Genomic DNA, 22,144 nt, shown 5'->3' with positions numbered 1-22,144 from the left:
CTGCCGCATCACGGCTGCAGGCCATTGGCATCAATGGGAAGAAGGCGTCAGGCGTACAACTGGCCCACCAGCATTTGCAGCTGCTCGATCACGGGCCCCAGGGCCAGCGCCGGCAGGAAGGTGAGACCGCCCACCACCAGCACCACGAACACCAGCAGGCCCATGAACAGCGGCGTGGCCGTGGGGAACGTTCCCGGCCCCGCCGGCACGGTGGCCTTGGCCGCCAGGCTGCCGGCCACGGCCAGCATGGGCAGCAGGGTCATAAAGCGCCCAGCCAGCATGGCCAGGCCCGTGGTCGTGTTGAAGAACGGCGTGTTGGCATTCAACCCGGCGAAAGCCGAGCCGTTGTTGGCCGTGGCCGAGGCATAGGCGTAGAGGATTTCCGAGAAGCCGTGCGGGCCGCGGTTGCCGAGGCTGGCGGCGGCATCCGGCCAGAGCACGGCCAGCGCCGTGAAACCCAGAACACAGGCTGGCGGCACCAGCACTGCAAGCATGACCAGCTTGATCTCGCGCACCTCGATCTTCTTGCCCAGGAATTCAGGCGTGCGGCCGATCATCATGCCGGCCAGAAACACCGTCAGGATGGCGTACTGGATCAGGTTGATGAGCCCGACGCCATCGCCACCGAACACACAGTTGAGCATCATCTGCGCCAGCGGCGTGATGGAGCCCAGCGGCGTCAGCGAGTCGTGCATGGCATTGACCGACCCCGTGGTGGCGGCGGTGGTGGTGGTCACGAACAAGGCCGTATCGGCAATGCCGAAGCGCAGCTCCTTGCCCTCCATGTTGCCGCCGCTCTGGGTCAGGCTGTACTGCTGATCGGCCCCGGCGCGCGCCAGCAGCTGGCTGCCGTTCTGCTCAGCCACGAACACCAGGCTCAGAAAGCCGATGAACATCACCATGCAGGCCGCAAACAGCACCCAGCCCTGCTTGCGGCGCAGCAGCATGGAGCCAAAGGCATAGGTCATGCCAGCAGGCAACAGCAGCATCGAGAGGATGTGCAGCAGATTGGTCAGCGGCGTCGGGTTCTCGAACGGATGGGCGGCATTCATGCTGAAGAAGCCGCCGCCATTGGTGCCCAGGTGCTTGATACTCTCCAGACTCGCCACCGGCCCCATCAGCAACTGCTGCCTCGCGCCTTCGAGCGTCGTGGCCACGGCCTCGGTGTGCAGGGTCTGTGGAATGCCCTGCCAGACATAGACCAGGGCCAGGATGAATGACAGCGGCAGCAGCACGCGCCAGAACACGCGCACAAAGTCCACCCAGAAGTTGCCGACATCCTGGGCACTGGAGCGGGCCAGACCCCGCACAAAGCCTGCACCTGCCGCGACACCCGTGGTCGCTCCGGCAAACATCAGAAAGGTGATGACCACCATCTGCGTCGCATTGCTCAGGCTGTTCTCGCCGGCGTAAGCCTGCCAGTTGGTATTGGTGATGAAGGAGACTGCGGTGTTGAAAGCCAGATCGGGCGTCTGTGCCGCAATCTCCAGCGGGTTCAGCGGCAGACTGCCTTGGAGTCGCAGCAGCAGATAGCCCAGCAGCAGCATCACGGCATTGCTCAGCACCAGGGCTGCGGCATAGCGTTGCCAGCCCATGCGCTCCTGAGGATTCACGCCCAGAAGTCGATAGCTCAGGCGCTCCAGCCAGCCATGGTGTTCGCCGGTAAAGCAGCGCGCCAGCCACTGGCCCGTGGGAATGGTCAGCAAGGTCGCCACCGTCAGCACGGCGGCAAATTCCATCCAGGGTAGCCACATGATCCACCCCCTTCAAAGACGCGCCACGGCGCGCACAAAGCCCAGCAGTCCGACAAAGCAGACCACCGTCAGGCTCACAAAAATCAGGTCTTGAAGCACTTGCATGGCGGCCCCTTCAGAATTTCTCGGGGCGCAGCAGCGCGTAGCCCAAATAGGCAAACAGCCCCAGCGCCGTCAAGGCGGCCAGGGCTTCGATCCAGGTGATGCTCATTTCATTCCTCCCGCAAGCCGTTCACGCGGCTTGATTGCGATGGAGGAACTGTAGAAATTCGCCCGTCAAGAGCGGGTAGAGATTGGGCTTGCCGGTATCAAGACGGCATCAAGACGCGGCCCGGCTCGCGGCTGCGACCTTGGCCAGCCGCTGCACGCGCAGGGCCAGCGCAACGACCAACGCCAGCACGGCCAGGGCCACGGAGCCCACGCCCGTCCAGCCCCAGCGCGACCAGAACCAGCCCGCCCCGGCCCCCAGCACGCTGGAGCCCATGTAGTAGCCCCAGAGGTATAGCGACGATGCATGGCCTTTGGACTGCGTGGCCAGCCGCCCCACCCAGCCGCTGGCCACCGAATGCGCGACAAAGAAGCCGGCCGTCAGCAGGACCATGCCGGTCACGATGGCGGCCAGCGGCTGCAACAGGGTCAGAACCACGCCCAAGGCCATCAGCAAAGTGCCCGCGACCAGCACCGGCCCGCGACCCAGCCTGTCGGCCAGCGCCCCGGCCATCGGCGACGCCGCCGTGCCCAGCAGATAGGCGTAGAAGATATGGCTGATCTGCAGCTGGCTCAGCTGATAGGGCGAGGCACCGAGCAGAAAGCCGGCATAGTTGTAGATACTGACAAACACGCCCATCAGGCCGAAGGCGATCAGGAACAGCAGCGGCAAGCCCGGGTGGCGCAGATGACGGCCCCAGGCCTGCAGGTGGTATCTGGCGCCCAGCCCGGTCTTCCTGACGAAGTTGCGCGAATGGGGCAGCAACCAGACAAAACCCAGGGCGGCCAGCAGGTCGAGCACCGAAAGCACCGCCATGGCGTGGCGCCAGCCCCAGAACTCGGTCATGGCGCTCATGCCGACCCGGCCCAGCATGCCGCCCAGCGCCGTGCCGCCCACATACAGGCCCATGGCAAAGCCCAGGCCGGGCGGATCGATCTCCTCGGACAGATAGGCCATGGCCACGGCGGGCACGCCGCCCAGGAGCAAGCCTTCCAGCGCGCGCGCGGCCAGCAGCGCATGCCATTGCGGCATGAATGAAGCCAGCAGATTGCACAGCGCCGCCAGAGCCATGGAGATGAACATCAGCTTGCGCCGCCCCAGCCCCTCGGACAAGGCCCCCGCCAGCACGATGGATCCGGCCAGGCAGGCCGTGGACACCGACAGCGCCAGCGCGCTCTGGGCCGGACTGACGGCAAAGCTGTGGACCAGCTGCGGCAGCAGCGGCTGCACGCAGTACAGCAGGGAGAAGGTGGCAAACCCCGCCAGGAACAACGCCACGCTGACCCGCCAGTACTCGGGCGTGCCGCGCTGGATCCATACCGGAGCAGCAGTGGCAGGAGACTGGTTGGGTAAGGAGGTATTCACCTCCTGCGGGGCGCTGTTCATGAGGGAAAGATGAGGACCGGAAACAAGGCCTCTATTGTGCTGTGCATCTGCCAGTTGCCGGAGCCAGCGGCCTTGGGCAAGGGCGTCGACCGGCCCGCATTTCCGCGGCAGCTCCAAGAATTGGCCCTGCCGTTAAAATAAGCGCCCTCAAGACTTATTCACAGGTCTGCCCTGCATGGGTGCGGGCCTGGTGCGGCAAACGGAACGCTGCACCTTTTGTTGTCACAGCCGGCCTTCTCCGGCTGTATTTACAGCTCTCAATACTGTGTCATACGCCCCAGAAACCCGGCGCCGTCGTACGTTCGCCATCATCTCCCACCCGGACGCGGGTAAGACCACGCTGACCGAAAAGCTGCTGCTGTTCTCGGGCGCGATCCAGATTGCCGGCGCCGTCAAGGGCCGCAAGGCCTCGCGCCACGCCACCTCCGACTGGATGGAAATCGAAAAGCAACGCGGCATCTCGGTGGCCTCGTCGGTGATGCAGATGAGCTACCGCGACCATGTGATCAACCTGCTCGACACCCCCGGCCACAAGGACTTCTCGGAAGACACCTACCGCGTGCTGACGGCCGTGGACTCGGCGCTGATGGTGATCGACGCGGCCAACGGCGTGGAGTCGCAGACCCGCCGCCTGATCGAGGTCTGCCGCCAGCGCAACACACCCATCATCTCCTTCGTCAACAAGTTCGACCGGGAAGTGCGCGACCCGCTGGACATCATGGACGAGGTCGAGCGCGAACTGGGCATGCCCTGCTGCCCCATCACCTGGCCCGTGGGCCAGGGCAAGAGCTTCGGTGGCATCATCAATCTTCAGACGCAGAGCATGACGGTGTTTGCCGCCGGCAGCGAGAAGCGCCCCGAAGACTTCGAGGTCATCCCGCTGACGGAAGTCGACAGGCTGCGGGCCCGCTTCGGCCAGGCCTACGACGATGCCATCGAGAGCATGGAACTGGCCCAGGGCGCCTCGGCCGAATGGGACCACCAGGCGTTTCTGGAAGGCAAGCTGACCCCCGTGTTCTTCGGCTCCGGCGTGAACAACTTCGGTGTCATGGAGGTGTTGAACGCCGTGGTCGACATGTCGCCCCCGCCCGGTCCGCGCATCGCCTTCACCGAGGTCAACCGGCAGCGCGAAGAGGTCACCATCCACCCCGAAGACAAGACCTTCGCGGGCGTGGTGTTCAAGGTGCAGGCGAACATGGATGCGAATCACCGCGACCGCATTGCCTTTGTGCGCGTGGCCAGCGGCAAGTACACACCCGGCATGAAGATGAAGGTGCAGCGCACCGGCAAGGAATTGCGTCCGACGTCCGTGGTGACCTTCATGTCGCAGCGCCGCGAGGCCGTCGACGAGGCCTATGCGGGCGACATCATCGGTTTCACGATCCACGGTGGCGTGCAGCTGGGCGACTCCATCACCGACGGCCCCAATCTGCAGTTCACCGGACTGCCCTTCTTCGCGCCGGAAATGTTCATGACCGTGGTGCTGAAGAACCCGCTGCGCACCAAGCAGCTGCAGCAAGGCCTGATGCAGCTGGGCGAGGAAGGCGCGATCCAGGTCTTCAAGCCCGATGTCGGCGGCAATATGCTGCTGGGCGCCGTGGGCCAGCTGCAGTTCGAAGTGGTGCAGCACCGCCTGAAGACCGAGTACGACTGCGATGTCCGCCTGGAAGGCTGCCAGTACACCGGGGCACGCTGGATCACGGCCGACTCGCCCGCCGAGCTGCGCGAATTCGAGAACGCCTACCCCATGCGCCTGGCGCATGATGCGGCCGATACCCTGGCCTATCTGTGCACCAGCCCCTATGACGTGCGCCTGGCGCAGGAGCGCTTCCCCAAGATTCATTTCCACCCGCTGCGCGAGCATGCGGGCCTGGCACTGGGCTCAGCGAACTGAGCGTGATCACCCCCTGGGGCGCTTCGCGCCTTCCCCCTCTCTGGCTTCGCCGGAGGGGGACGACATCCTCGCTGCGAGGCGGCTCTTGCTCGATGTCTCTGAGTTGGACCGCGCTAGCTTCAGGCGAGGATCAACATCGAGAGAGTTTGTTGTGAGCCAAGAATTTCTGCGCCCTTTGTCTGAACTGCAGACACCTGCCAAGCTGCTGGGCGTGCTGACCGATATCGACGACACGCTGACCACCGACGGCGTGGTGCCCGAGCATGTGGTGGCCGCGATTGCGCGCCTCAAGGATGCGGGCCTGAAAGTGGTGCCCATCACCGGCCGTCCCGTGGGCTGGAGCGTACCGTTTGCATCGGCCTGGCCCGTGGACGCCATCGTGGCCGAGAACGGTGCCGTGGCCCTGCGCCGCAATGCCCAGGGGAGCCTGGACAAGCTCTACCAGCAATCTGCCGACGAGCGTGCCCGCAACTTTGCCCGCATGCAGCAGGTGCTCGAGCAGATCGAGGCCGCCGTGCCCGGCGCCAAACGCGCCACGGACTCGGCCGGCCGCGAATGCGATATCGCCGTGGACCACAGCGAATTCACGAACATGCCCCAGGCACAGATCGATGAATGCGTGGCCATCATGAAGGCGGCCGGCATGAATGCCACCGTCAGCTCCATCCACATCAACGGCTGGTTCGGCGAGCACAACAAGCTCGAAGGTGCGCGCTGGATCACGCGCGAGCTGTTCGACATCGATCTGGACGCCACGCTGGCGCGCTGGGTGTATATCGGTGACTCGACCAACGACCAGCAGATGTTCGAGCACATGCCCCACAGCGTGGGCGTGGCCAATATTGCGCGCTTCGTGCCCCAGCTCAGGCATCTGCCGCGCTATGTGACCACGGCCGAGCGCGGCGATGGCTTCGTGCAGCTTGCCGATCAGCTGCTGGCTCCGCAAAAACAGTAGCTGCAACTGCTTTTTGCTTAACGATTTCAACATCAAAACAATCTGAAATCGTTTGAAAACAAGCGCAAGCAGCTCTCATTTTCAAAGGCCTCTGTGCTTGCCGGCACGGAGGCCTTTTTTGACGTCCATCCATCGCCAAACACGATGCATCCACCCGTACAAGACGACCCCCGGATGCGTAAAAACCCACGGTTGGCACTCACTACAATTTTTGATTCATTTCAAAACATTTCTGAGAGACCCACACCATGCGCATGATTCGCCGCACCTTTGTCGCCACGGCCGTGGCAGCAACAGCCGCCCTGACCGCAGGCACTGCATTTGCCCAGGGCAAGGAAGTCAAGATCGGCTATGCGCTGGCCGTCAACTCCCATTACGGCGCTGCTGCCAACGCCTGGGCCGAAGGCGTGGAAAAAGGCACCAACGGGGCCTACAAGTTCAAGCAGTTCCCCGCCTCCGCCCTGGGTGGCGAGCGTGAGCTGATCGAAGGCCTGCAGCTGGGCACCGTGGAAGCCGCCATCGTTTCCACCGGCGCCCTGAGCAACTTCGTGCCCGATGTGGGCGTGGTGGACATCCCCTTCCTGTTCCGCGACACCCAGCACGCACGTGCCGTGATGGACGGTGCCTTCGGCCAGGACCTGCTGGCCAAGTTCCAGAAGCGCGGCCTGATCGCGCTGGCCTGGGGCGAGCAGGGCTTTCGCCACCTGAGCAACAACAAGCATGCGGTCAATGGCGTGGCCGATCTCAAGGGCCTGAAGATCCGCGTGACCGAGAACCCCGTGCACATCACGGCCTTCCGCACCCTGGGTGCATCGCCCACTCCCATGTCCTGGCCCGAAGTCATCGGTGCGTTGCAGCAAGGCACGATCGACGGCCAGGAGAACCCCATTTCCGTGCTGGTGTCCGCCAAGCTGTGGCAGGTACAGAAGCACCTGACCCTGACCTCCCACGTCTACGCCCCCATGGCCTTGATCGTGTCGCCCTCGTTCTGGGGATCGCTGAACGCCGCCCAGAAGACCGCGTTCACCGAAGCCGCCAAGAAGGGGGCGCTGGCCTCGCGCGCCTTTGTGGACAACGTGGAGAAGAAGGGCGTTGAAGAAGCCAAGGCCAACGGCATGAAGGTCGTGGAGAAGGTTGACCAGGCCGCTTTCCGCACCGCGCTGGAGCCCGCGTACAAGGAATACGCCAAGAAGTTCGGCCAGAAGACGCTGGACTCCATCATCGCCGTCAAGTAAGCACTGGCCACGGGCTTGCCTCCACGAAGGCGTGGCCCGTATATTCTTCCTCCTCCCGGGCAAGGCCTATCCTTGCCCGGCTGCGGTCAGCACGAATGGACTTGCGCCAATTCCCGCTGATGATGACGCAGCCTTCAACTCCGTGACGCAGCCGGCGCACGCGGCCATTTTCGCTGCGGCCTCTGCTCACCCCCACTCCTATGCTTGATCGTATCGAACGCATTCTCGTGGCCGGCAATCGCTGGCTGCTGATCTTGCTGCTGCTGGCCATGGCCTGCATCGTTTTTGCCAACGTGGTGCTGCGCTACACCACGGGCGACTCCATCGTCTGGGCCGAAGAAGTCGCCCGCCACATGATGATCTGGGTCACTTTTCTGGGCTCCGGCCTGGTGCTGCGCTTTGGCGGCCATGTGGCCATCGACAATCTGCACCGCAGCGTGAGCACCCGCAAGGCGCAGGCCATGCGTGGTTTTGTCGTGCTGGTCCTGGCAGTTTTCTTTGCCGTCATGACCGTGACCTCGTCGCAGTATGTGTACGCCACGCGCTTTCAGACCACGGCGGCCACGGACATCCCGATCTCCTATATCTATGGCGCCATGCCTGTGGGCTTTGTGCTGATGCTGATCCATCTGCTGTTCATCGCACGCGGCTACATCACCGCAGGCAGCTTCGCAGAGTCGGATGAAATGGATGCGGATGCCGCAGCGTCTATATGAAACACCCCCTGAGTCGCTGCGCGCCTTCCCCCTCTCTCGCTTCGCGGGAGGGGGACGACAGCCTCGCTGGGGCAGCCCCCGCTGCGGGGCGGCGCGGCCGGCATAGGCCCTTGCTCGCTGTCCCTGGCTTGGTTCAGGCCAGTTTTATGCATTGCGCCACGAATCACTGATTGACTGAAACATCATGGGTATCACTTTATTTGTTGCCATCATCGCCCTGCTCGCGCTGGGCTTTCCGGTGGCGTTTGCGCTGGCCATCTCGGCCGCCCTGGCGGTCTTTGTGGGCGGACGTTATCCGCAGCTGATCGTCTTCAAGGAAATGTTCACGGGCATCGACAGCTTTCCGCTGATGGCCGTGCCCTTCTTCATCCTGGCCGCAGAGCTGATGTCGGGCGGTGCGCTGACTGCCGTGCTGCTGCGCTTTGCCGCCCAGTTCGTCGGCCATCTGCGCGGCGGCCTGGGCTATGCCAATGTGCTGTCGCTGACCCTGTTCTCGGGTATCTCGGGCTCGGCCCTGGCCGATGCGGCCGGCCCCGGCTCCATGATGGTCAAGATGATGGACAAGGCGGGCTACAGCCGCCCCTATGCGGCCGCGCTGACGGCCAGCACCGCCATCGTCGGCCCCATCATTCCGCCATCGGTCAGCATGATCATCTATGCGCTGCAGGATGAGAACGTGTCGGTGGGCGGCCTGTTCATGGCCGGCTTCATCCCCGGCATCCTGATCGCGCTGGCCATGGCGGCCGTGAACTGGTGGGTCTGCAAACAGCGCAATTACCGCAGCACCGAGCCACGCCCCTCGGCCCGCGAGATGTGGAGCACCAGCTTCAAGGCCATCCCCGCGCTGATGCTCATCGTCCTCATCGTGGTCGGCATCCGTTTCGGCATCTTCACGCCCACGGAAGCGTCGGTGGTGGCCGTGTTCTATGCACTGGTCTGTGGCAAATGGGTTTACCGCACGCTCAAGTGGTCCGCCCTGCCCGGCATCCTCGCGCGCTCGGCCATGCTCACGGCCTCGGTGCTGCTGGTGATGGCCACCTCGGCCGCGTTTGCCTGGGTGCTCACGGTGGAAGGCATTCCGCAGTATCTGTCGGAGCTGATCGTGAGCTGGGAACTCTCGCCCGTGATGTTCCTGATTGCCGTGAACATTCTGCTGCTGGTCTTCGGCATCTTCATGGAGCCGCTGCCCGGCGTGATGATTCTGGTGCCCATTCTCGCGCCCATCGCCTTCAGCCTGGGCATCGATCCCACGCACTTCGCCATGGTGGTGATCGTCAACCTCACGCTGGGCATGATCACACCGCCGGTCGGCGGCCTGCTGTTCGTGACCGCCGTGTCCACGCGCGTATCCATCACCGATCTGACGCGCGAGATGCCGCTGTTCCTGCTGGCCCACTTCGTCGTGCTGTGCCTGCTGACCTTCGTCCCTGCGTTGTCCACCTGGCTGCCGCATACTTTGGGCTTCCAGTAAGCACCGCGCCCACCCGCCAAGGCTGCCTCCGGCAGCCTTTTTTTCGGGCGTTCGCACTCCTGATGTCCGGCCTTTTCAGCGCCCGCCGCCGATGCCGGCAGCAGCGTGCCAGGCCACGGCGCCCGCATAGCCCGCCGCCGGCTGCAGCGGTGCGCAGTCCATCCCCGCCAGCCGCCGCTGCAGCGCACCGCTCCATTCCTCCAGGCCCAGGCCCGCGCACTTGAGCCGGGCCTCGTGCTGCGTCCAGGCATGCGCGAACGCGACAAAAAACAAGGTATCCGGCACGGTATCCCGCAACGCCCGGGCGACTTCCGGCTCCAGGTACAGCCGGGCCACATCCTCCAGCTCGCAGCGCGGCACTGCGGGGTCCACCGCCTGGATATCGACTCCTACCGCTCCCGAGCCATGCCAGGCCAGCAGCGCCAGGCCTGGCGCATGGCTGATGGAGCAGTGCGGCGCTGTCAGCGGATTGCCGCGCAGGCGCAGGCGCGGCGCCTGGTTGCGCAGGTTGCTGATCTCCAGCTCGGCGTCGGTGCAGCCCCACTCCGGGGCCAGACAGGCACGCAGCGCCGCACGAGCCTGGCTGCGTGCCCTGTCTCGGTCGGTGACGTCCAGCCCCTGCACCAAGCGCAACTGCGGTGCACCGGCTCGATGCCCGCCCGCCAGAAGGCAGGGCAGGATACGCATCAGGCAGCCCCCGTGCGGCGCTTCGCCGGTGCGGCCGGCGCCCCCTCCCAGCGGGTGCGCGCGGGCAAGGTCTCGCCCTTCATCACCAGGGTCAGCGGACCAAGCTGCACATCATCGCCCACGCTGGCGCTGTAGAGCACCGTGCAGCGCGCCCCCATGGTCACGCGACTGCCGATGGACACATGGTCTATCTTCATCACCCGGTCCTCGAACAGGTGGGTCTGAGGGCAGCACAACGCGTTGAGTTCGCTGTGAGCGCCGATCGTCACGCAGTCATGCTCCGTGATATCGGTGGTATCCAGGTAGACGCTCGATGCAATCTTGCTGCCCATCAGGTTCATGGCCAGGGGCAGCCAGGGCGTGCCGCGCAGATAGCGCAGGAAGTTGGGCACGGCCAGGCCTTCGTACATATTGGTCGCTGCCTCGGAGAGCCAGACAAAAGGTGTCCACATGGGCACGGCCGTCTTGCCGTAGCGTCTGATCGCCAGCCATTTGAACAGCGCGATCAGAAAGAAAGCCATGATCCCGAAGGCCACTCCCGAAATGGCCAGATCCAGCACCACGGCCCCCCAGCGCTCTTCCGATGCCAGAGGCATCGCATCCAACACGATGGCATATCCCACGGCAATCACCAGAGCATGTGGAACGGCAATCCGAACAGCCTCCACGAATCCTCGTGCGACCCGCCGCCAAGGCGAAGGGGCGAACGTCAGGTGCTCGGGATAGCCCTTTGCCACCTCGCGCGCCGGCAGATTGATCGCGGGAGCCCCCAGCCAGGTATCGCCGCTTTCCATGTCCACATTGCGCGGCACGGCTGTCATCACGCCGATAAGCACATTCTCGGGGATGGTCGAGCCATCGGGCACATAGGCACCGTTGCCGATGAAGCTGCGGCGCGACACCACCGTGGGCTTGACCGTCATCCAGCCACCGTCAATGAGCTCGTCGCCGAGCATCACTGCATCGGCCACAAAGCACTCATCACCCAGGGTCAGCATATCGGGCACCACGCCCAGTGCCGTGGACAGCTCGGTCTGCCTGCCGACCTTGGCGCCCAGCAGGCGGTACCAGGTGGAGGAGTAGACCGTGGCGTAGATGCCGTGCAACGTGGACAGGCTCGCCTCCTGGATCTGGTTGACCAGCCATTTGCCCAGGTAGCGCCGGCTGTGGACCGACCAGGTGCCTGCCCGCGTGCGCGGAAGGAACAGATAGCGCACCAATGCCGCCGCCAACACCGTACAGGCCACCAGCACCACGCTGGATGGCAGGGCCAGCACAAAGAACTTGAGAAGGCGCAGCAGGAAGGCGCCGCCCGCATCGACGACACCCTGCTCCAGCAACGGCCGCACCGAGATCGCCTCGACGTCGAGAACGTCGATGAGCATGAAGGTCGGGAACACGGGCATGAAGAACAGCATGGCCACCAGCAGGCCGCCCGCGAGAAAGACCAGCATTTCCAAGACCTGATGCAGCCGGCCCGCAGTCTGACGCGGCGGCAGGCTGGCAGGATCGAACTCTCCCACTGCCCGCGCCGGCGAGCCTGCCCAGATGCTGCGCGCGGGCTGGACCATGCCGTCGGCCAGCGCCGACTGCCCCTCGAGGTGGGCCCAGTCTTCGAGACAGGTATTGCCTTCCACGACCACATACGAGCCGATGCACACCTCGTTGCCGATGGAGATACGGCCCAGCACCAGCTCGCCGCCTTCGACGCGCGCGTTCTCCATGCTCACGGCATTGCCCACGCTCACGCCGTCGCCGATGGCCAGCAGGTCGGGCACACGCACCGTCATCGAGCCGAGATTGGTCTCCCGCCCCACTTTCGCGCCCAGCGCACGCAGCCACAGCGGGTGCAGCGAGGAGCCTGTGATCATCGCGATAGGCACGGCCTCCACGAGCCGGTCGGCTAACCACCAGCGGAAATAGGTCCATCCCCACAGCGGGTAGCGTCCCGGCTTGAGGCGCCCCGCGACCAGCCATTTGCCGGCCCAGGCAATCACGAATTCGGCCAGGGTGGCGATCGCGAAGGCCAGCACCGACATGGCCACGGCAAACCATACCGAGTCGTTCTCGTCGCCGGTAAAGAAGTGGTAGGTGAAGAAAGGCGCCAGCCACTGCGCCATCTTGATCAGCACCAGCATAGGAATCGCCACCGCCTGGGCCACGCCGCAGCGCCAGCGCCGCCACGCGGAATGGATGCGGAAGGGCCGCTGCGGAACACCGGCTGCAGCCTCATCGTCGGCCAGCATGGTGGCCTGCAGCGCATCGGCGATCCGGCCGATGTGACGCTGCTGGTAGATGGTGCTCACGGTAACCCGGGCAAAGCGCGCATCGGCGCGCAGCAGCGAGGTCAGCCGCGCCGCAAACAGCGAATGCCCGCCCAGGTCGCTGAAGAAATCCAGCCCGCGGCGCAGGGGCTGCCCCGGGAATAGCTGTGCCAGGGCAGCGAACAGCACTTCCTCGGCCGGAGTTTCGGGCCGGTCGGAGCCGGAAGCATCCATCGCGGCGGACAGCGGCCGGACCTTGAGTGCCTTGCGGTCTATCTTGCCCGAGGTCAGGCGCGGCATCTCGGCCAGTGCCTCGAATCGCGCGGGCACCATATAGGGAGGCAGGTGCCCGGCCAGGGCATTGCGCAGTGCGGAATGCATCGGCAGCGCATCTGCATCGGCGGGCACATAGAAGGCAACCAGCTGGTCCATGCCCTCGTCCTGGCGCAGCAGAACGGCCGTGGTTCCGACGCCCGGCTGCTGCGCCAGCACGGCCTCGATCTCGCCCAGCTCGACACGAAAACCGCGGATCTTCACCTGATCGTCGGCCCGGCCCAGGCAGTGGATCTGGCCGTGCTCGTCAATACGTGCCAGATCCCCCGTGCGGTACAGCCTCGTATCGTGCGGGCCCTGGGCCCAGGGATTGGCAAGGAATTTCTCGGCCGTCAGATCGGGACGACCCAGATAGCCCGCCGCCACCCCGGGTCCGGTGATGCACAGCTCGCCGACCTCGCCCTGTGGCAGGCCGACCAGAGCGGGTGCGGTGCCGGCCGCAAAGCTGTCGGCCTCGATCACCTGCACCACCACCAGGCCGTAGTTCGGCAGGGGTGTTCCGATGGTCACGGGCTCGCCGGCCTTCAGCTCGGCCAGGCTTGCCGACACCGTGGCCTCGGTCGGCCCATAGGTGTTGAACATCCGGCGCTGGCCACCGTCCTCCCGGCGGGCCCAGCGCGCCACCAGCGCTTCGGGGCACATCTCGCCGCCAAGATTGATGAGGCGCAGATTCGGCACGTCCTGTGCGAACAGCGCCAGCAAGGTGGGCACGGCATGCAGCACCGTCACCTGCTGCTCCATCAGCGCGCGCGGAAGGGCCTCGGGGTCGCCGGCGATCTCGCGCGGCGCCAGCCACAGCGTTGCGCCCACGAGGTAGCTGATCCAGATCTCCTCAAACGACATGTCGAAAGCCACCGAGAAGCCCTGGTAGACCTTGTCACCGCGGTGCACGCCCAGCCGCGCATTCTCGCTGCGCAGAAAGTGGCAGATGCTGCCCTGGGTGATGGCGATGCCCTTGGGCTTGCCCGTGGAGCCACTGGTATAGATCACATAGGCCGGGTGGCTCGGCAGCGCGCCCTCGCGCCGGCGCAGCACCGCGCCTGCCGGCAGCGGCTCCAGCAGTGCGTTGTCGCTGAAGACCTGTGCTGAAATTCCTGCCTGGGACTGCACCCGCTGGGCCAGCCGCTCGGCAATCAAGATCGCCTTGGCATTCGCATCGTCGAGACAGGTGGCGATGCGTTCGGTGGGCGTTTCGGCATCGAAGGGCAGCCAGGCAGCGCCGGTCTTGGCGATCGCCAGCTGCAGCGTGAGCAGTTCCATGCCGCGTGGCAGCCACAGGCCCACCATGTCTCCAGGGCGTATGCCGGCCTCGATCAGCCGGTGCGCGGCACGGCTGGCATTGGCGTCCAGCTCCGCATAGCTGCACTGGCGCATGCCCTCGCCCTGCCCCTCGATCAACGCGATCTGTTCCGGGTAGGCTGCGGCAGTCGCCTCGAAGATATCGGCCAGCACCTCGCGGCGCAGCAGGTCAGGCCGCTCGGGCCCGCGTAAAACAACAGTGTCAGACATAGATCAGCGGCTTACCCGGAGCAACCATGCTTCCGAACCTGGTGGCACCGCTCTTTTCAGTCCGTCATTATTGAGCGGAGCACCCGTTTTGGGGCTGGCGCTACCGACCTCGCACCCCTGCGTTGCACAATGCTTACATTGATGGAGGACCGCGCTGCGCTTCGTCGGCGGCGATCTGCCATGGCGCAAGCCAGGGGATCATCGGGGGCACCGCAAACGCAAGCGCCGCCCCGGTGCCACGGGCCGGTTCACGGCACATGCCACCGGACGCAGCTTCCGTGCGGAAGATAACCGTGCCTGAGGGGGCCTGTCCCTGGGCGAGATCGTCGAGCGCATGGCGCCATGCCCTACACCCAGCTCAGCCCGCGTCCAGCGGAGCGCGCGCCGTGCGTTCGATGCTGGCACTAGAACAGAAGCCTGCCCATGCGCTGTGCAGCGGCCTGCAAATGCGGCAAGCCCCTGAGCGCCTGCTCCAGCGACATCCGTGCCTGCGGCGCGTGCACCGCCAGCGCTGCACGGTTTTTTCGATCAGAAATCGCTGCCGCTGCCCCATGAACACCATGAGCCTGCATTTGCAGAAGCGGTGCGTGTGATGCGTGATGATGGCGAGGTGTGTTTTGGAAGGACGCGCTGCATGTGCCGTATCGGCACGCCTTTGCGTGAGCGCTACAAGCGACGTTCACTCACTTCCACGCGAGCGCCCAGACCCTCGAAATGCTGCACCAGGCGGTCCTTTTGCAAGGCGCTGACGCTATCGTCGAGCAGCGTCAGCGGCAGCCGTGTCTTGAGTTTCAGCAGCTCCTGTGCAGACAGCGTCGTGAAGATTTTCCTGAGCGCCAGCATGACCCTGGCCGGGTCGGGCCCCAGCTCCAGCAGGCGCACGGTGTAGAAGATGGTGGAAGAGCGCGTTTCACGCGGCACAAGTGGCGCTCTGGCGGCCTTGGCCTGCACATGCGCCATCAACTCCTCGAGCGAGGCAAACAACGGCCTGGCCGCGCGGTGAGGCTCGTCATGCCACTTCCACAGCACAGGCACTTCGGGCCGGCTCATGTCACCGATCAGCGGGTCGCCATCCAGGCCATGGGTCAGCACCAGCCAGTGCGGGCTCCAGCCATCCGCCACCGCACCATCGATCCAGCGCAGATCACCGGGCGTGCTGGCCTTGAGGTCCAGGCCGAAGCGGTACTCACCAGTCTGAGACCACAGCCCTGCCGCATCGGTGGCGCGCTGCATCGCGAGCCGGTTGCCCGCGCCTTCACGCCATGCAGGAAGCTGCAGCCACGGCAGCGCATCCTTCCAGCCACGCGCCCACGTCATCCAGGCCTGCACCGCCGGCGGCAGCGGTGGGTGCGCGATCTGCGCCATCCACGCGACACGCGAGGCGGCCAGCTCCGCCGGTGCAGGAAAGTTGCTGCGCGAGAAGGACATGGTACGCGCCGCCTCTTACCGCGCCAGCACCGGCGCCAGTGCCTTGCCGGTGTGGGTGCCGATGCCGACCAGATCCTCGGGAGTCCCCGAGGCCACGATGCGCCCGCCGTCCTTGCCGCCTTCGGGGCCCAGATCGATGATCCAGTCCGCCTCGGCAATCACGTCGAGGTCATGCTCGATGACCACCACGCTGTGGCCGCCGTCGACAAGGCGGTGCAGCACATGGATGAGCTTGTCCACATCGGCCATGTGCAGGCCCACGGTGGGTTCGTCCAGCACATACAGCGTGTGCGGAGCCTTCTGCCCGCGGCGGCCGATATCGTCGCGCACCTTGGTCAGCTCGGTCACCAGCTTGATGCGCTGGGCCTCGCCACCCGACAGCGTGGGCGATGGCTGGCCCAGGGTCAGATAGCCCAGACCCACGTCTTTCAGCAACTGCAGCGGATGAGCAATCGAGGGCATGGAGGCGAAGAACTCAACAGCCTCGTCGACCTCCATCTGCAGCACATCGCCAATGCTCTTTCCGCGCCAGGTCACGGCCAGCGTCTCGGGGTTGAAGCGTGCGCCGTGGCAGACTTCGCAAGGCACTTTCACATCGGGCAGAAAGCTCATCTCGATGGTGCGTACGCCCTGGCCCTCGCAGGCCGGGCAGCGGCCTTCGCCGGTGTTGAACGAGAAGCGGCCGGCCGCATAGCCGCGGGCCTTGGCCTCCAGGGTCTCGGCGAACAGCTTGCGAATCGTGTCCCAGAAGCCGATATAGGTCGCGGGGCAGGAGCGCGGTGTCTTGCCGATCGGCGTCTGGTCGACTTCGAGCACGCGGTCGATGGTCTCGAAGCCCTTGAGCCCCTTGCAGCCCACGAGTGCCGGCGACTTGCCGGCATCCATGGCATCGCGGCCGGCCTTGGTCGAGCGCTGCTGCACCCAGGCCGCCACATTGCTCAGCAGCACATCGCGCGCCAGCGTGGACTTGCCCGAGCCCGAAACGCCGGTCACGGCCACCAGGCGCTTGAGCGGAACGCGCGCGTCCACATTCTGCAGATTGTGCAGATTCGCGCCCAGCACCGTGAGCCAGTGCAATGCATCGCTGTCTTGCTGCACCACATTTTCAGTAGCAGCTACCGCTTTCTTTTTCTTGGTTTTAGATGGTTTTTTATCTGAAACCTCCATATCGCCAGCGTCAGAAGCTTCTGCATTGATAGCAGCCGGCTGCACCGGAGACTCGCCCTCTCCCACCCACAGACGCGGCTTGAAGGGGTGGCGCATGGCGTGCAGCAGATAGCGCCCGGTGACCGAGTCCTTGGCCGCCATGATGTCGGCAACCGTGCCTTCAGCCACCAGACGGCCGCCGCGAATGCCGGCGCTGGGACCGATATCGATCACATGGTCGGCGCGGCGAATCGTGTCTTCGTCGTGCTCCACCACCACCAGCGTGTTGCCCTTGTCGCCGAGCTTGTGCAAGGCATTGAGCAGAATCTGGTTGTCGCGCGCATGCAGGCCGATGGTGGGCTCATCCAGCACATAGCAGACGCCTTGCAGATTGCTGCCCAGCTGTGCGGCCAGGCGGATGCGCTGGGCCTCGCCCCCGCTCAGGGTGGGGGCGCCGCGGTCCAGCGTGAGATAGTTGAGACCGACTTCTTCCAGGAATTCCAGACGGCTCTGGATCTCGGGAATCAGGTCGCGCGCAATGTCGGCTTCGCGGCCCGTAAGCTCCAGACTCTGTATCCAGTGGCGCACATCGCTGACCGACAGCTGCGCGATATCGGTAATCGCCTCGTCGTGAAACTTCACGGCTCGCGCCACGGGGTTCAGACGGGTGCCGTGGCACTTGGGGCATTCCACCTCGGCCAGATCTTCCACTTCCTGGCCCTCGAACTTCACCTCCCGGCCCCGGTTGTCGTCTGCCAGCAAGGTGTCGTCATAGACCTTGCGCTGGTCCTTGGTCAGCTTCACGCCCGTGCCCACGCAGTCGGGGCACCAGCCATGCTTGCTGTTGTAGGAGAACAGACGCGGGTCCAGCTCGGCATAGCTCGTGGCGCAGACCGGGCAGGCACGCTGGGTGGAGAACACCCGCAGCGCGCCGATGCCGGCCGTGCTCCGGCCGCCCTGCATGGCATCGGCCAGGTTCTCGATGCCGGACAGTACATGCAGCACGCCCTTGCCGATTTCCAGCGCCTGGCGCAGATGGCCGCGCAACTCCTTCTCGTTGGCCGCGGTCACCGTCACGCTGGCCACGGGCAGCTCGATGGTGTGTTCCTTGAAGCGGTCAATCCGCGGAAAGCCGGTGGTCGGCAGAAACTCGCCGTCCACGCGCAGATGGGTGTAGCCCTTGGGTCTGGCCCAGTCGGCCAGCTCGGTATAGACGCCCTTGCGGTTGACGACCAGCGGGCTCAGCAGGCCAATGGTCTGCCCCCGGAAATTCGTCATCAGCTGCGCGGCAATGCTCTCCTCGGTCTGCGGCTGCACGATGGCATCGTCGTGAATGCAGTGCTGCACGCCCAGCTTCACGTAAAGCAGGCGCAGAAAGTGCCAGACCTCGGTGGTCGTGCCCACCGTGGACTTGCGACCGCCACGCGACAGGCGCTGCTCGATGGCCACCGTGGGCGGTATGCCGTAGACCGCATCGACCTCGGGACGGCCCGCAGGCTGCACGATGGAACGTGCATAGGCATTGAGCGATTCGAGATAGCGGCGCTGGCCTTCGTTGAACAGGATGTCGAAAGCCAGCGTGGACTTGCCCGAGCCAGACACCCCGGTCACCACATTGAACTTGCCGCGAGGGACATCCACGCTCAGGGATTTGAGATTGTGCTCCTTCGCATTGACAATCTCGATCGCGTTCTTGGCCTGCGGCGCCTTTTCGGCCTGGGCCTTGCGCTGGGGTTTGTAGAGCATCGGAGCGACTTCGCGCACCGCCTCGCCGCCCACGCCCATGGCCAGGTCGTATTCGCGCAGGGCCTGGGCCGTGTGCGATTCCTTCACATGGCGCACCTCCTCGGGCGTGCCCTCGGCGACGATCAGACCGCCGCCATCACCGCCTTCAGGGCCCAGATCGATCAGCCAGTCGCTGGCGCGAATCACGTCCAGGTTGTGCTCGATGACGATCAGCGAGTGGCCGGCTTCGAGCAGCTTGCGCAATGCGCGCATGAGCTTGGCGATGTCTTCGAAATGCAGGCCGGTCGTGGGCTCGTCGAACAGGAACAGCGTGCCTTTCCTGGCCAGCGACTGCTTGGTTTTGGACTGCGCCTTGGCCGCCTCGGCCAGAAAGCCGGCAAGCTTGAGGCGCTGCGCCTCGCCGCCCGACAGCGTGGGAACGGGCTGGCCCAGCTTCACGTATTCCAGGCCCACATCGACGATGGGCTGGAGCGCGCGGATCACGTCGCGGTCCTGCGCAAACAGCAGCGCGGCTTCGGCCACCGTGAGCTCCAGCACGTCGGCCACATTCAGCGACTGGCCGTTGCGCTCGATTCTCACTTCCAGAATCTCGGGGCGATAACGCGTGCCATTGCAGTCCGGGCAGCGCAGGTAGACGTCCGAGAGGAACTGCATTTCCACATGCTCGAAGCCCGAGCCGCCGCAGGTCGGGCAGCGGCCGTCGCCGCTGTTGAAGCTGAACTTGGCCGCCGTGTAGCCGCGCTGGCGTGACAGCGGGGCCACGGCGAACAGTTCGCGGATCGCATCCCAGGCGCCCACATAGCTGACCGGGTTGGAGCGCGCCGTCTTGCCGATCGGCGACTGGTCCACGAACATCACATCGGCCAGATGGTCTGCGCCCAGCAGGCGCTCGAACGCGCCCGCCGCGTCGGTGGGCTTGCCGAAGTGACGCATCAGCGCAGGCACCAGTACGTCCTGGATCAGTGTGGACTTGCCCGAGCCCGAAACACCGGTGACGGTGACCAGGCGCTGCAGCGGAAAGTCCACGCTGATATCGCGCAGATTGTGCTCGCGAGCGCCTTCGAGAATCAGGCGCGGCGTGCTTTCGGTCACCATGCGCTTGAGACCGAAACCCACCTGCTTGCGCCCGCCCAGATAGGCGCCGGTCAAGGTATCGGCCTGGCGCAAATCCTCGGGCGTGCCGTCGAACACGATCTGGCCGCCGCGCGCACCGGGGCCCGGGCCCATGTCGATCATGCGGTCGGCGGCAAACATCACGGCGGGGTCATGCTCCACCACCACCAGCGTATTGCCCGCATCGCGCAGGCGCTGCATGGCCTCGGTGATGCGCTCCATATCGCGCGGGTGCAGACCGATCGATGGCTCGTCGAGCACAAACAAGGTGTTGACCAGCGACGTGCCCAGTGCGGTGGTCAGGTTGATGCGCTGCACCTCGCCGCCGCTCAGCGTGCGGCTCTGGCGGTCCAGCGTGAGGTAGCCTATGCCCACATCGCACAGATACTGCAACCGCGTCATGACTTCGGCATGCAGCATCTTCAGTGCCTGGGCTTCGCCATCATTTTTGACGGCATCGCTGTCTGGCGCCAGCTGTGCAAAGAAGTCGCGCAGGCGCGCGATCGGCAGACGCATCAGGTCATGCAGACACAGGCCCGGCAGGCTGTCGAGCTGCTCGCGGCTCCAGCCCACTGCCTGCGGCATGAAGCGCTGGTATCTGCCGCTCTCGTCGCCGGGCGGCAGCACGGCATCGGCAGCCTGCTTGCTGCCGATGCGCCAGAGCAGGCTTTCGGTCTTGAGGCGGGCACCGCCGCAGCTCGGGCATTCGGTATAGCTGCGGTATTTGGACAGCAGCACCCGGATATGCATCTTGTAGGCCTTGCTTTCGAGGTACTCGAAAAAGCGGCGAATGCCATACCAGGTCTGGCTCCACTTTCCGTTCCAGTGGGGCGAGCCTTCGATCACCCAGTCCTTCTGCGCCTGGGTCAGCTTGGACCAGGCCGTATCGCGTGGAATGCCCTCCGCCTCGGAGTGACGCATCAGGTCGTCCTGAATCTCCTTCCAGGCCGGCGTCTGGATCGGCTTGATGACACCGGTGCGCAACGTGAGCTTTTCATTGGGGATCACCAGGCCCCAGTCCACCCCGATGACGCGCCCGAAGCCACGGCAGGCATCGCAGGCCCCCACTGCGGAGTTGAAGGAAAACAGCGAGGGAATCGGCTCCTGATAGCTCAGATTGCTCTCGGGGCAATGCAGACCCAGCGAGAACTTCCACAGTTCGGGCTCGGCCGCCTCGGCGGTGCTTTCAGGCAGCACATACACCGTGAGCCTGCCGCTGCCGCGCTTGAGGCCCACCTCGATCGCCTCCAGAGCGCGGGCACGCTCGGCCTTGCCGAGCCGAAAACGGTCGGCAATCACATCCAGCACCTTGATCTTCTCGGGGGCTGGCTTGGCTTTTTTCTTGCCCTTGACTGTCTCGTCACTGGCCGCATGAGCCCGCTCCACCTCGCGCTCGGCCTGTACCTTGGTGAAACCGCTGGCGGACAGCCATTGCTCCACCTCATCGGCCGTGGTGTTGGCCGGCAGCTCGACGGGGAAGGTGATGGCAATGCGCGGGTCACCCTCCGCCTCGCAGCGCCGGGCCAGTTCGGCATAAATGCTGTCTGCCGTGTCATGGCGCACCGGCAGGGCCGTCCTGCTGTCGAACAACTGGGCCGCGCGTGCAAACAGCAGCTTGAGGTGATCGTTGATCTCCGTCATCGTGCCCACGGTGGAACGCGAGTTGCGCACCGGGTTGGTCTGATCGATGGCGATCGCGGGCGGCACACCCTCGACCTTGTCCACGGCCGGCTTGTCCATGCGGTCCAGGAACTGTCGCGCATAGGCAGAGAAAGTCTCTACATAGCGACGCTGACCTTCGGCGTAGAGGGTGTCGAACACCAGGCTGGACTTGCCCGAGCCGCTGGGGCCGGTGACCACGGTCAGCTCACCGGTACGGATATCGATGTCCAGATTGCGAAGATTGTGCTGGCGAGCACCACGGATACGAATCAGGCCCTGCGTCATGTTCTGCGGTCTTTTCTATGGAGGCCAAACATTCTAGGCAGTCCGGGCATGCACCTCGAGAATGCATGTGCATTTCGGTTGTGCCGCAGCAGAAAAGATCGCTACAAAAAAGCCCCGACCTGCGGGGCTTTGATCCATTGCGGCTTTCTTCATTTGGATTCAGCGGGGGCATGAATCGCGTCCGCACCATGTTTTTCGCCGCTCATATCCACCTTGTCACCGGCCTTCATGATGACAAACAGCGCCACGGCGGCAAACACCACAAAACCAATCGCCAGCTTCCACATATCAGTCTCCACAGTCGTTATGAACAGAGGCCGCCGGAACGACAGCTTGCGCCAGCCCGTCGGCA

Annotated in this window: 13 protein-coding genes and 1 pseudogene; 5 read left to right on the top strand and 9 right to left on the bottom strand. The window is 64.8% G+C overall.

What is annotated here, in order from left to right; genetic code table 11:
- Positions 1–47: 47 nt before the first annotated feature.
- The 3 genes from kdpA to E2583_RS04900 all read right to left on the bottom strand — a co-directional run bounded on the left by kdpA (position 48) and on the right by E2583_RS04900 (position 3,327).
- A complete protein-coding gene (kdpA, locus tag E2583_RS04910) occupies positions 48–1,754 on the bottom strand; it encodes a potassium-transporting ATPase subunit KdpA (RefSeq protein WP_291593652.1) in 1,707 nt (568 codons plus the stop codon).
- A gap of 115 nt (positions 1,755–1,869) precedes the next feature.
- The gene (gene kdpF, locus E2583_RS04905) at positions 1,870–1,965 is read right to left on the bottom strand and encodes a K(+)-transporting ATPase subunit F (protein ID WP_003059029.1); all 96 of its coding nucleotides are present in this window, start codon (positions 1,963–1,965) and stop codon (positions 1,870–1,872) included.
- Between the two features lie 108 nt (positions 1,966–2,073).
- Positions 2,074–3,327: an MFS transporter gene (locus E2583_RS04900; RefSeq protein ID WP_291593649.1), complete on the bottom strand. Its 1,254-nt coding sequence runs from the start codon at positions 3,325–3,327 to the stop codon at positions 2,074–2,076.
- Between the two features lie 286 nt (positions 3,328–3,613).
- On the opposite strand from E2583_RS04900, the gene E2583_RS04895 reads away from it, so the two are divergent.
- From E2583_RS04895 to E2583_RS04875, 5 genes are all read left to right on the top strand, one after another.
- The gene (locus tag E2583_RS04895; protein ID WP_291593648.1) at positions 3,614–5,242 is read left to right on the top strand and encodes a peptide chain release factor 3; all 1,629 of its coding nucleotides are present in this window, start codon (positions 3,614–3,616) and stop codon (positions 5,240–5,242) included.
- 151 nt (positions 5,243–5,393) lie between these two features.
- On the top strand, positions 5,394–6,197 hold the full coding sequence (locus tag E2583_RS04890; RefSeq protein WP_291593647.1) for an HAD-IIB family hydrolase: 804 nt from the start codon (positions 5,394–5,396) through the stop codon (positions 6,195–6,197).
- A gap of 248 nt (positions 6,198–6,445) precedes the next feature.
- On the top strand, positions 6,446–7,432 hold the full coding sequence (locus E2583_RS04885; RefSeq protein WP_291593646.1) for a TRAP transporter substrate-binding protein: 987 nt from the start codon (positions 6,446–6,448) through the stop codon (positions 7,430–7,432).
- Positions 7,433–7,632: 200 nt separating this feature from the next.
- Positions 7,633–8,148, top strand: a complete 516-nt coding sequence (locus E2583_RS04880) for a TRAP transporter small permease (RefSeq protein WP_291593645.1) — start codon at positions 7,633–7,635, stop codon at positions 8,146–8,148.
- A gap of 184 nt (positions 8,149–8,332) precedes the next feature.
- Positions 8,333–9,619, top strand: a complete 1,287-nt coding sequence (locus E2583_RS04875) for a TRAP transporter large permease (RefSeq protein ID WP_291593643.1) — start codon at positions 8,333–8,335, stop codon at positions 9,617–9,619.
- 75 nt (positions 9,620–9,694) lie between these two features.
- Here E2583_RS04875 and E2583_RS04870 read toward each other — a convergent pair whose 3' ends face one another.
- From E2583_RS04870 to E2583_RS04850, 6 genes and pseudogenes are all read right to left on the bottom strand, one after another.
- Positions 9,695–10,306, bottom strand: a complete 612-nt coding sequence (locus tag E2583_RS04870; protein WP_291593641.1) for a hypothetical protein — start codon at positions 10,304–10,306, stop codon at positions 9,695–9,697.
- Positions 10,306–14,412: a Pls/PosA family non-ribosomal peptide synthetase gene (locus E2583_RS04865; protein ID WP_291593639.1), complete on the bottom strand. Its 4,107-nt coding sequence runs from the start codon at positions 14,410–14,412 to the stop codon at positions 10,306–10,308. Before E2583_RS04865 ends, E2583_RS04870 begins: the two co-directional genes overlap by 1 nt.
- A 404-nt stretch (positions 14,413–14,816) precedes the next feature.
- A pseudogene (locus E2583_RS24650) lies at positions 14,817–14,930 on the bottom strand (IclR family transcriptional regulator); the annotation flags it as partial.
- Between the two features lie 148 nt (positions 14,931–15,078).
- The gene (locus tag E2583_RS04860) at positions 15,079–15,840 is read right to left on the bottom strand and encodes a hypothetical protein (RefSeq protein ID WP_291593637.1); all 762 of its coding nucleotides are present in this window, start codon (positions 15,838–15,840) and stop codon (positions 15,079–15,081) included.
- A 15-nt stretch (positions 15,841–15,855) separates the two neighbouring features.
- Entirely contained in the window at positions 15,856–21,792 is a 5,937-nt protein-coding gene (gene uvrA, locus E2583_RS04855) for an excinuclease ABC subunit UvrA (RefSeq protein WP_291593635.1), read from the bottom strand.
- Between the two features lie 149 nt (positions 21,793–21,941).
- A complete protein-coding gene (locus E2583_RS04850) occupies positions 21,942–22,079 on the bottom strand; it encodes a hypothetical protein (protein ID WP_003059044.1) in 138 nt (45 codons plus the stop codon).
- Positions 22,080–22,144: the final 65 nt, after the last annotated feature.

Source organism: Comamonas sp. (assembly GCF_009360615.1).
Taxonomy (GTDB): Bacteria; Pseudomonadota; Gammaproteobacteria; order Burkholderiales; family Burkholderiaceae_C; genus Comamonas.
The sequence above is the reverse complement of the archived record's forward strand: the minus strand, read 5'-3'. Positions and strand labels throughout refer to the sequence as shown.